The sequence below is a fragment of the Streptomyces sp. CBMA156 genome (genome assembly GCF_014596515.1).
Lineage (GTDB): Bacteria > Actinomycetota > Actinomycetes > Streptomycetales > Streptomycetaceae > Kitasatospora.
The window spans coordinates 1-8,835 of sequence record NZ_MSJQ01000453.1 but is presented as its reverse complement, the minus strand read 5'-3'; the positions used below and the strand labels follow the sequence as shown (position 1 = coordinate 8,835).

Sequence of the window (8,835 nt, the reverse complement as noted above, 5' to 3'; positions counted from 1 at the left end):
GATCCTCGCCGAGAACGCCGCCTCGGCGTACTGACCGGCCGCTCCGGCCGGCCCGCGCCGGCCGGCCGGAGACGCGCGACGGGCGGGCCCCGGTGGTCCCGGGCCCGCCCGTCGGCCGTCCCGGACGGCTTCGGTCGTCGACTGCTTCAGTCGTCAGGGTCCTCGTCGTCGTAGACCTCGCTCACGTCGAACCGGCAGATCAGCAGCTGCGGATCGGCATGTTCGAAGGGCTCCGGCAGCCACTCCCCCGGATCGGTCGGCTCGGCGGCCGCGACCCAGAGCGTCGAGTCGGCCTCCTCCAGGCCGAACTCCTCGCTGCGGGCGGCGATCTCGTCCGGCTCGTACTCGCCGAACAGCACCCCGATCGCGGCGTTCACCTCGCCCGCACCCACCCCGCCCGGGGTCAGCGACTCGTCCAGCCGCTCGGCCTGGGCACGCAGCCGCTTGGGGTCGACGACGTGGTAGTCGCGGCGGATCAGCACGCTGATCGCCTCGGGCTGTTCGGGGCCGTGGTACCCGCCGGGGCCCTCGTCCCCGGGGATCTCGAAGGGCGTGACCTCGTCGTAGGCCTCGTACAGGAGCTGGTCGTAGGCGATGGCCGCCGTCGCGAGCTGCTCGTAGGCGGCGGACACGGCGGGATCATCGGCTGCGTTGGGGCTTGACACCGCTTCCAGATGACGGTCGATGGCGGCCTTGACCGCCTCAGCGGCGGCGCGTACCTCGGCAATGGTGGGCTGCGCGGCATCAGACATGGTGCAGACGCTATCTCCCCGCGGCGCCGGTACGCACAGCGGTTGTCACCTACACCCCCGTTTTCACCGCAACTTCCCCCCTGATGTCCGATCGGTGCCGGTTCGTCCCCGTGCGGTACCGGCGCGCAGCGGGCGCGGAGGGCGCGCGCCGGGCCCTGCGGAGCCGTCCGGGTGCCGCTTCGCGCGCCGGTATCGGGGTATCCCCTCCACGGCGGCAACAGAACTGATGCACTGTCAGTCGACCGGTCGGACCGCATCCCCCCGGGGCACCGTTTCCGCACGGGAGGACGGCCGGAAATACCCGGACCGACTGTCCGGGGCAGGCCGTAGGCTTGCCCGAAGGTGATCCCCAGGAGGAGCGTTTTGATCCCAAGCAAGCCGGTCCGGCAGCCGGAGTACGAGTACCAGTCCCTGCGCATGCCGCGCGGCACCACGCGCAACGCGGCCCGCCAACTGCTCACCGAGCACGCCGAGTACGGGCACTGGGAGCTCGACCGGCTCAGGCTGTTCCCCGACGGCAGCCGGACGGTACGGCTGAAGCGGCGGATCATCCGGCAGGTCCGGGCCTGGTGACGGACGGGGCGTCCCGGCCCCGGGGAGAACTCGCACCGATCCTTCACGCGCCCGCGGCCGCCCGTCCACTCGGCGGCCGCGGGTGCGTCGTTCCCTCAATGGGTGCGCGCGGGGCCGGGTCAGCGGCCCCTGGTCCGCCGCGTCAGCGGACGCCGGCGCGGGAGCGGCGGTAGAGCACACCGCCGCCGAGCAGCAGCGCGAGGCCGGCGGCACCGAGCAGCTCGACGCTGCCGGCGCCGGTGGAGGCCAGCTGGGCGGCCGGGGCGGCAGCCGGGGCCGCGAGGGCGCTCTCGGCCGCGGCGACGGGCGTCACGGCGGCGACCGAGGTGGCCGGAGCACCGTTGCGGGTGACCTCCTCGGCCGAGGTCTGCGGCGGCGACGGGGGCGTGGTCGGGCAGGCCTCCTCGCACTCCTCGACCGGCTTCGGGGCGGCCTTCGCCACGTTGACGCAGTCGTTGCCGAAGGCCGGGTTGCCGACGCCGGCCACGTTCACCGAGTTGCCGCAGGCGTTGACCGGAACGTCCACCGGCGCCTGGACGCTGTTGCCGGAGATCACACCGGCCGAATTGGTGGCAACACCGGAGGCACTGGCCCCCGGGACGGCGGTGCCCGGGATGCCGGTGGTACCGGGGATACCCGTGGTGCCCGGGATACCGGTGGTGCCCGGGATGCCGGTGCCACCGGAGCCCCCGCCGGTGCCAGAGCCGCCACCCGCACCCCCGCCGGTGTGACCGCTGCCGCCCTGGCCGCTGCCCGCTCCGCCGGGCTGGCCGCCCTGGGCGGGCTTGGCCGCCTGGTGGCTCCCGCCACTGGCGTTGGCACAGCGGTTGCCGAAGGACGGGTTCAGCAAGCCGACCACGTCGAGCGTGTTGCCGCAGGCATTGATCGGCACCTCGATCGGCACCTGCACCGAGTTGCCCGAGGCGACGCCGGGCGAGCCGACGGCACCCCCCTGCGCCTCGGCGCCCCCCGCGTAGGCGTAGCCGGCGGTCGTGGCCAGCACGCTGCCGGTGGCCACGACCGTGAGGATCCCCTTCTTGGCTACATTCCTCATGTTTTCCCCTGACATTTCGAGATGACGTGTCGACCTTGGCATGAACCTTGAGAAAGTCGGAATTTCGGAATATCCGTAAATCACGCAAGGGCTTCGACTGCACACGAGTTAACGAGAGGCCAACGGCGAGGTTGAGCCGAACGAATCAGCTTCACCCGATCGAGCGATCGTGTCGCGCTCCGTGTATCCGGGACGTGCCCGGCCCACCGGAAACGCGAACGCCCCCGGCGCGGCGCGTCCGCCGCCCGGGGGTCGTCGAGTCCGCTCAACCAGGCCTCGGTGGCCCGGAGGTCGGCTCAGACGTTGGCGCAGAAGTTGCCGAACGCCGGGTTCAGCACGCCGACGATGCTCACGGTGTTGCCGCAGAAGTTGACCGGCACGTGCACCGGAATCTGGATCTGGTTGCCCGACACCACACCCGGGGAGCCGGCGGCCACACCCTCGGTGCCGGCGTGAGCGGATGCCACACCCGCGGCGGCGAGCACCAGGCCACCGGTGGCGGCGGTGACAGCGGCGATCTTCTTGACCTTCATCATTCCTCCTGTATGGACAACGCAACCCGTTCGGCGGGCTGCACAGGGATGAACGACACTGCGGCAAACGGGGTACGGAAGGAATCTCCCATTCACCCGCAACGGTGATGACTCGCACACATGATCAGCCTGGAATTCTCGGAAGAATCGTTTCTGTCGATCTCCCTCAACCCGTCCCACAATCATCAGCTCCGACAATGCGGTCGGCCCGCCCCCGGCACTCCGGGAACGGGCCGACCCAGTCGCCTGATCAGCAGGCGTCGATGAAGCGGTCCAGCACCCGGGCGCCGAACTTCAGGCCGTCCACCGGCACCCGCTCGTCCACGCCGTGGAACATCCCGGCGAAGTCCAGCTCCGGCGGCAGCTGGAGCGGCGCGAAGCCGAAGCAGCGGATTCCGAGGTCCTGGAAGGACTTGGCGTCCGTCCCGCCCGACAGGCAGTACGGCACCGCCCGGGCGATCGGGTCCTCGGCGCGCAGCGCGGTCTGCATCGCCTCGACCAGGGCGCCGTCGAAGCCGGTCTCGATCGCCTTGTCCGAGTGCAGGCTCTCGCGCTTCACCCGCGGGCCGAGCACGCTGTCCAGCTCGGCCAGGAACTCCTCCTCGTAGCCGGGCAGGAAGCGCCCGTCCACGTGCGCGGTGGCCTGACCGGGGATCACGTTCACCTTGTACCCGGCGCCGAGCATGGTCGGCTGGGCGGTGTTGCGCAGCGTGGTGCCGATCATCTTGGCGATGCCGCCGAGCACCCGCAGCGTCTCGTCCATGTTCTCCGGGTCCAGCTCGACCCCGAGGGCGTCCGACAGCTCGTCCAGGAAGGCCCGGACGGTCTTGGTGATCCGCAGCGGGAACTGGTGCCGGCCGAGCCGGGCGACCGCCTCGCACAGCTCGGTGATCGCGTTGTCGTCGTTCTCCATCGAGCCGTGGCCGGCCCGGCCCTCGACCGTCAGGCGCATCCAGTGCATGCCCTTCTCGGCCGTCTCCACCAGGTAGAGGCGGACCTGGTCGTTGACCGTGAAGGAGAAGCCGCCGACCTCGCCGATGGCCTCGGTCACGCCCTCGAACAGCCCCGGGTGCTTGTCCACCAGGAAGCGCGCCCCGTAGGTGCCGCCGGCCTCCTCGTCGGCGAGGAAGGCCAGCACGATGTCGCGCGGGGGCTTGCGGCCGGTGCGCAGCCGGTCGCGGATGACCGCGAGGGTCATCGCGTCCATGTCCTTCATGTCGACCGCCCCGCGGCCCCAGACGCAGCCGTCCGCGATCTCGCCGCCGAACGGGTCGTGGGTCCAGTCGGCGGCGTTGGCCGGCACCACGTCGGTGTGGCCGTGGATCAGCAGGCCGGGACGGGAGCGGTCCTCGCCCTCGATCCGCACCACGGTCGAGGCCCGGCCCTTGGCCGACTCGAAGATCTTCGGTTCGAGCCCGAACTCGGCGAGCTGTTCGGCGACGTACTCGGCCGCCTTGCGCTCACCCGGCCCGGACCCGTCCCCGTAGTTGCTGGTGTCGATCCGGATCAGATCGCGACAGATCTCGGCGACCTCCGACTCAGCCGTCACCTTCGGGGCCGCCGACTCGCTCCGCTCGCTCACGGTCACTCCTCGTCTTGGGCCCGCACCGACGCACCAGCGCGCCACCCCCGGGACCTGCACCCGGGCCGTACGAGCACGTCCGCCCATCCTCCCCCAGCCCCGGATCCCGATCCACCCCCCGCACTGCCCCGAAACCCCCTGGTCACGCCACCGCCACACGCCGGCCCTTGCCCCCGCCACCGGCCCCGGTCCCCGGCCGGGAACCGTTTTGGGAGCACAAGCCGATCTTTGCTACAGTTACATCTGTCAGCGCGACGGGCGAGAGATCGGAAGCCGCGAGGACGACACCCGGTCCGGGTGGCGGAATGGCAGACGCGCTAGCTTGAGGTGCTAGTGCCCTTTATCGGGCGTGGGGGTTCAAGTCCCCCCTCGGACACCAGCGAAGGGCCCCAGTTGATCTGGGGCCCTTCTGCTTTTCCATCGCGGTTTTCCCCTCGGGGCCCGCGGGCTACGTCACTCGCTCTGCCAGGTGGCGCCCGAGCCCGTGAAGGAGCCGTAGACGCCGGTGTCGTCGGCCCAGATCCAGAAGTCGGCGTGCGAGACCCCGTCCGGACTGACGGAGGACTGGGTGCTGGCGACACCGGCGCCGTTCTCGTTGGCGATGAAGAGGCCCTTGCCGAAGGACGCGTCCAGGCCTTCCTGGGCCGAGGCCAGGCCGGCGCAGCCGATCACGAGCGGGACGGTGAGAGCACCGACGGCCACGACTCGCTTGAGAGCACGCATGAAGATCTCCTCCACGGAGTTTTCGGGATTCACGGGCGGCGGCGCCGATCGGCCCCGCACAGGACTCAGGGAGCCATGCCCCGGATCCCGCCGCAACCGGTGCCCGCACCCGTGCGGTCTCACAGTCCGTCAGAAACGCCGCCCCCATCAGCAGAAATACAGTTCGTACGCCTGTCTGGCGAATCAGTCGGCCGGAGCACTCCGGGTCACCCTCCAGCACGGCCGGTCGCCCGCCGCGGGGCCGTTCCGGCGGCGGTGCCGACGGCCCCGCCCGGCGAACGTCGACGACCCGCAGCGCCGATCCAGCCGACCGCCCGCAGCCCCTTGACAGGCTCCCGGAGCAGTGCAGAATGACTTCATTATGAAGCAGGTAAATAAATCTGGGGAGACGGCGCCCGGCCCGCTGGGGCGGGACGCCGAGGGCCGGCTGTACGACAGCAGGGTGCGGACCGCGATGGGCGTGTTCACCAAGGGCGGGGACACCCTGGCGCTGGAGGCGGCCGCCGCCGCACGGTCGGCGTTCCACGCGGTGGAGAAGCTGCGGGCGCACGGATCGCAGGGGCGCGGGCTGAGCGCGGGGGCACTGGACGTGCTGGTGCGGCTCGGTGCGGCCCGCGAAGCGGGTGAGGCAGGTGAATCCGGTCTGACGGTGGGCGAGTTGGCGCGGGCCGGCGGGGTGAGTCCGCGCAACGCGACCGGGCTGGTGGACACCCTGGAACGGGAGGGGCTGGCCCGCCGCTCCCCCGACCCGGACGACCGGCGGGCGGTGCTGGTCACGGCGACACCCGAGGGGCTGGCCTGGCTGGAGGAGTTCCGGGTGCCCACCGAACGCGCCATGGCCGCCGTCTTCCGCGGCTTCGCCCCCGACGAGCTGGCCCAACTGCGGCACCTGTGCCTGCGGTTGGTGGAGAACCAGCAGCAGATCGAGCAGTACCTCACCGCGGTCACGGACGGCCCTGGCCAGGAGGTCGGCTGACCGGGGCGGCCCCCGTACGGCCGGCCGGGGCGGAGTCCCGCTTCGGCCGGCCGCGCAGCGACTCCGCGGTGATGAAGGCCGCCACCGTGGACACGATCAGCAGCGGCATCGAGTTCGCCGCCTCGCCGCCGAGCAGGGCGGCGGCCAGGACGGTCGCGGTGACCGGCAGGCCGGTGACGGCGGCACCGGAGGCCGCGAGGCCGACGGCCAGGGCGGGTGCGGCGCCGAAGCCCGGCAACGAGGAACAGGCCGTGCCGAGGGCCGCCCCGAGCAGGATCGCCGGGAAGATCGGGCCACCGCGCAGGCTGCCGAGGGCGATCGACCAGCCCAGCCCCTTGCAGAGCACCAGCGCGAGCAGCGCGCCGACCGGCCAGGCCCCCTGGTCCGCGGCGAGCACGCCCAGGGTGGCCTGCCCGGAGAGCGCGGCCTCCTCCGGGGAGCGGCCGGTGAGCAGGGCGTACCCGGCGAGACAGCCGCCGACCGCGACCGCGCACAGCACGGTACGGAGGGCGGTCTGCCGGGCGGTGCCGGTCGTGGTGAGGGTCTTCACCCGGCGGCCGACGGTCTGCCCGGCCACACAGAGCGCGGCGATCGCGACGGCCAGCGGGACGCCCCAGAGGAAGTCCCCCGGGTCGGGCACACCGCTCCTCGGCAGGTGCGGCAGCGAGAGCGCTCCGATCGACAGACCGGTCCAGTGGCCGAAGCCGGTGAAGACCAGCGCGCCGACCCCACCGGCCAGCAGACTGGGCAGGATCAGCGCGATCAGCTGCGGACCGCCCAGCCCGGCCGCCTCGATCAGCATCACCGCGGCCACCAGCGGGCTGCCGAAGATGGTGGAGATCGCCGCCGCCGCGCCCGCCGTGCCCAACACCGCCACCAGCTGCGGCTGTTCGGCCCGCCGGGCGGACCGGACGGCGAGCAGCGCGAGCCCACCGCCGAGCGCCATCAGCGGCGCCTCCGGGCCGAGCACCGCGCCGAGCGGCAGACAGGCGAGCGCGGCCAGCACCACACCGGGGACGGCGGCGGGCGCGGTGGGCGGGCCGCCCAGCCCGTCCACCGGGACGTGGCCGCCGTGGCCGGGCAGCCGGGTCACGATCGGGGCCAGCAGCAGGCCCGCCAGCAGCAGCGCGGGCAGCGGCCACCACCAGGGGGCGCGGCCGTAGCCGGCCGTCTCGGGCAGGCTCTCCCAGACCCAGTGCTGGAGTTCGTGCTCCAGGCCGACGAAGCCGAAGGCGGCCAGCGAGACCGGGATGCCGACCAGTGCCGAGACCAGCAGCAGCCGGAGGTAGCCCCTGTGCAGCAGCACCTCACGCAGGGTCGGGCCGCTGCCCCCTTGCTGGGACGTCTCCGGCATCGCCGCTCCCTCGCGCTCCCGGGCCGCCCGATGCCCGGGAGGCCCCGTCCTGCGACCGAGTCTCGCCCGGACGCCGGGGCGCCGCACGGCGCGCGGGAGGCCGGGCGGTGCCGGGGCGGGCGCGGTTGCGCCGCACGGGTGAGGCGAAGCCCTTGAGGCCCCGGCGGGTGCCGTCAGGCCTGACGGGTGTCGTCAGGCCCGGCGGGTGCCCTCAGGCCTGACGGGTGTCGGCACCCAGGGCGCTCTCGATGCCCTGGACCATCCGCCACAGCGGCGCCCGGCGGCTGGCGACCAGGACCACGACCTCGTCGGACTCGCCCTCGTCGGCGGCCTCGGCCGGGCGGTCGCTCCAGGTGCCGGTGACGAAGGCCATCGCCGCGTCCACCTCGGCCACCCAGTCGCTCTCCCCGCCCGAGCGCAGCCAGGTGCGCAGGGCGTGGTTGTGCGCGGAGACGACGGCCGCGGCGATCACGTCCGCGCGCAGCGGGCCGTCCGGGCGGTCGGCGAAGCGGCCGCGCAGGTAGGCGGCGAGAGTGTGCTCGTAGCGCCAGACCACGGACAGCTCGTACGCGCGCAGGCCGGGCACCTTGCGGGTCAGCCGGTAGCGCTGGACGGAGAAGGAGGGCTGCTCGGCGTACATCCGCAGGACCAGGCGGGCGGCGTCGCAGGCGTGCTTGACCGGGTCCTCTTCGCCGGTGCCCGAGTCCAGGAACTCCGTCATCTCGGCGAGGCTGCGCTCGTGGTCGGGGAAGACCACGTCCTCCTTGGCCGGGAAGTAGCGGAAGAAGGAGCGCCGCCCGACACCGGCCAGCGAGACGATGTCGTCGACGGTCGTCTGCTCGAAGCCCCGTTCCAGGAAGAGCTCGAAGGCCGCGGCCACCAGCGCCTCGCGCATCGCCGGCTTCGAGGGCCCGTCATTCATGGACTGGTCCTGCTCTTCCTGATCGCTCATTCACCGGAACTTAACATCCACGGACGGGGGCGGCGTCGACGGCCGGGCCGCTCACGGGCCCGGCCGCCGGTGCGCGTCGGTGCGCGCCGTGGTTCGCTCGCCGGCCGGGTTACGGGAGGTTGCGGGCCATCACGATCCGCTGGACCTGGTTGGTGCCCTCGTAGATCTGGGTGATCTTCGCGTCCCGCATCATCCGCTCCACCGGATAGTCCCGCGTGTACCCGTACCCACCCAGCAACTGCACCGCGTCCGTCGTGATCTCCATCGCCGCATCCGACGCGAAACACTTCGCCGCCGCACCGAAGAACGTCAGATCCCCGTCCCCACGCTCCGACT

The 8,835-nt window shown here is 72.5% G+C and carries 10 protein-coding genes and 1 tRNA gene; 3 read left to right on the top strand and 8 right to left on the bottom strand.

Annotated features, from left to right (window positions below; translation table 11 throughout):
* Positions 1-146 precede the first annotated feature (146 nt).
* A complete protein-coding gene (locus BU198_RS41195; RefSeq protein ID WP_188301825.1) occupies positions 147-752 on the bottom strand; it encodes a hypothetical protein in 606 nt (201 codons plus the stop codon).
* A 366-nt stretch (positions 753-1,118) separates the two neighbouring features.
* On the opposite strand from BU198_RS41195, the gene BU198_RS41190 reads away from it, so the two are divergent.
* Positions 1,119-1,325, top strand: coding sequence for a DUF5703 family protein (locus BU198_RS41190; protein ID WP_317620533.1), 207 nt, complete (start codon positions 1,119-1,121; stop codon positions 1,323-1,325).
* A 142-nt stretch (positions 1,326-1,467) separates the two neighbouring features.
* On the opposite strand, the gene BU198_RS44115 is transcribed toward BU198_RS41190, so the two are convergent.
* The 3 genes from BU198_RS44115 to BU198_RS41175 form a co-directional block, all read right to left on the bottom strand.
* Complete coding sequence (locus BU198_RS44115; RefSeq protein ID WP_188301824.1) at positions 1,468-2,379, bottom strand: chaplin; 912 nt, start codon at positions 2,377-2,379, stop codon at positions 1,468-1,470.
* A 296-nt stretch (positions 2,380-2,675) separates the two neighbouring features.
* A complete protein-coding gene (locus tag BU198_RS41180) occupies positions 2,676-2,912 on the bottom strand; it encodes a chaplin (protein ID WP_411293293.1) in 237 nt (78 codons plus the stop codon).
* A gap of 250 nt (positions 2,913-3,162) precedes the next feature.
* Positions 3,163-4,494, bottom strand: a complete 1,332-nt coding sequence (locus tag BU198_RS41175) for a M20/M25/M40 family metallo-hydrolase (protein WP_049659731.1) — start codon at positions 4,492-4,494, stop codon at positions 3,163-3,165.
* Positions 4,495-4,785: 291 nt separating this feature from the next.
* Here BU198_RS41175 and BU198_RS41170 point away from each other — a divergent pair.
* A tRNA-Leu gene (locus BU198_RS41170) sits at positions 4,786-4,873 on the top strand.
* A gap of 74 nt (positions 4,874-4,947) precedes the next feature.
* Here BU198_RS41170 and BU198_RS41165 read toward each other — a convergent pair.
* Entirely contained in the window at positions 4,948-5,217 is a 270-nt protein-coding gene (locus BU198_RS41165) for a hypothetical protein (protein ID WP_188301822.1), read from the bottom strand.
* Between the two features lie 361 nt (positions 5,218-5,578).
* On the opposite strand from BU198_RS41165, the gene BU198_RS41160 reads away from it, so the two are divergent.
* Complete coding sequence (locus BU198_RS41160; RefSeq protein WP_188301821.1) at positions 5,579-6,193, top strand: MarR family winged helix-turn-helix transcriptional regulator; 615 nt, start codon at positions 5,579-5,581, stop codon at positions 6,191-6,193.
* On the opposite strand, the gene BU198_RS41155 is transcribed toward BU198_RS41160, so the two are convergent.
* The 3 genes from BU198_RS41155 to BU198_RS41145 form a co-directional block, all read right to left on the bottom strand.
* Entirely contained in the window at positions 6,162-7,547 is a 1,386-nt protein-coding gene (locus tag BU198_RS41155) for a chloride channel protein (RefSeq protein ID WP_188301820.1), read from the bottom strand. The two genes, BU198_RS41160 and BU198_RS41155, sit on opposite strands and share 32 nt — an antisense overlap.
* Positions 7,548-7,758: 211 nt before the next feature.
* The gene (locus tag BU198_RS41150; RefSeq protein ID WP_188301826.1) at positions 7,759-8,442 is read right to left on the bottom strand and encodes a TetR family transcriptional regulator; all 684 of its coding nucleotides are present in this window, start codon (positions 8,440-8,442) and stop codon (positions 7,759-7,761) included.
* Between the two features lie 166 nt (positions 8,443-8,608).
* A partial coding sequence (locus tag BU198_RS41145) for an acyl-CoA dehydrogenase family protein (RefSeq protein ID WP_262987021.1) occupies positions 8,609-8,835 on the bottom strand: 227 nt, incomplete at its 5' end.

Bases quoted from the DNA above. Each gene is read 5' to 3' on its own strand.
- BU198_RS41195 (WP_188301825.1), bottom strand. From the start codon at position 752: ATGTCTGATGCCGCGCAGCCCACCATTGCCGAGGTACGCGCCGCCGCT.
- BU198_RS41160 (WP_188301821.1), top strand. From the start codon at position 5,579: ATGAAGCAGGTAAATAAATCTGGGGAGACGGCGCCCGGCCCGCTGGGG.
- BU198_RS41155 (WP_188301820.1), bottom strand. From the start codon at position 7,547: ATGCCGGAGACGTCCCAGCAAGGGGGCAGCGGCCCGACCCTGCGTGAG.
- BU198_RS44115 (WP_188301824.1), bottom strand. From the start codon at position 2,379: ATGAGGAATGTAGCCAAGAAGGGGATCCTCACGGTCGTGGCCACCGGC.
- BU198_RS41150 (WP_188301826.1), bottom strand. From the start codon at position 8,442: ATGCGCGAGGCGCTGGTGGCCGCGGCCTTCGAGCTCTTCCTGGAACGG.
- BU198_RS41165 (WP_188301822.1), bottom strand. From the start codon at position 5,217: ATGCGTGCTCTCAAGCGAGTCGTGGCCGTCGGTGCTCTCACCGTCCCG.
- BU198_RS41180 (WP_411293293.1), bottom strand. From the start codon at position 2,912: ATGAAGGTCAAGAAGATCGCCGCTGTCACCGCCGCCACCGGTGGCCTG.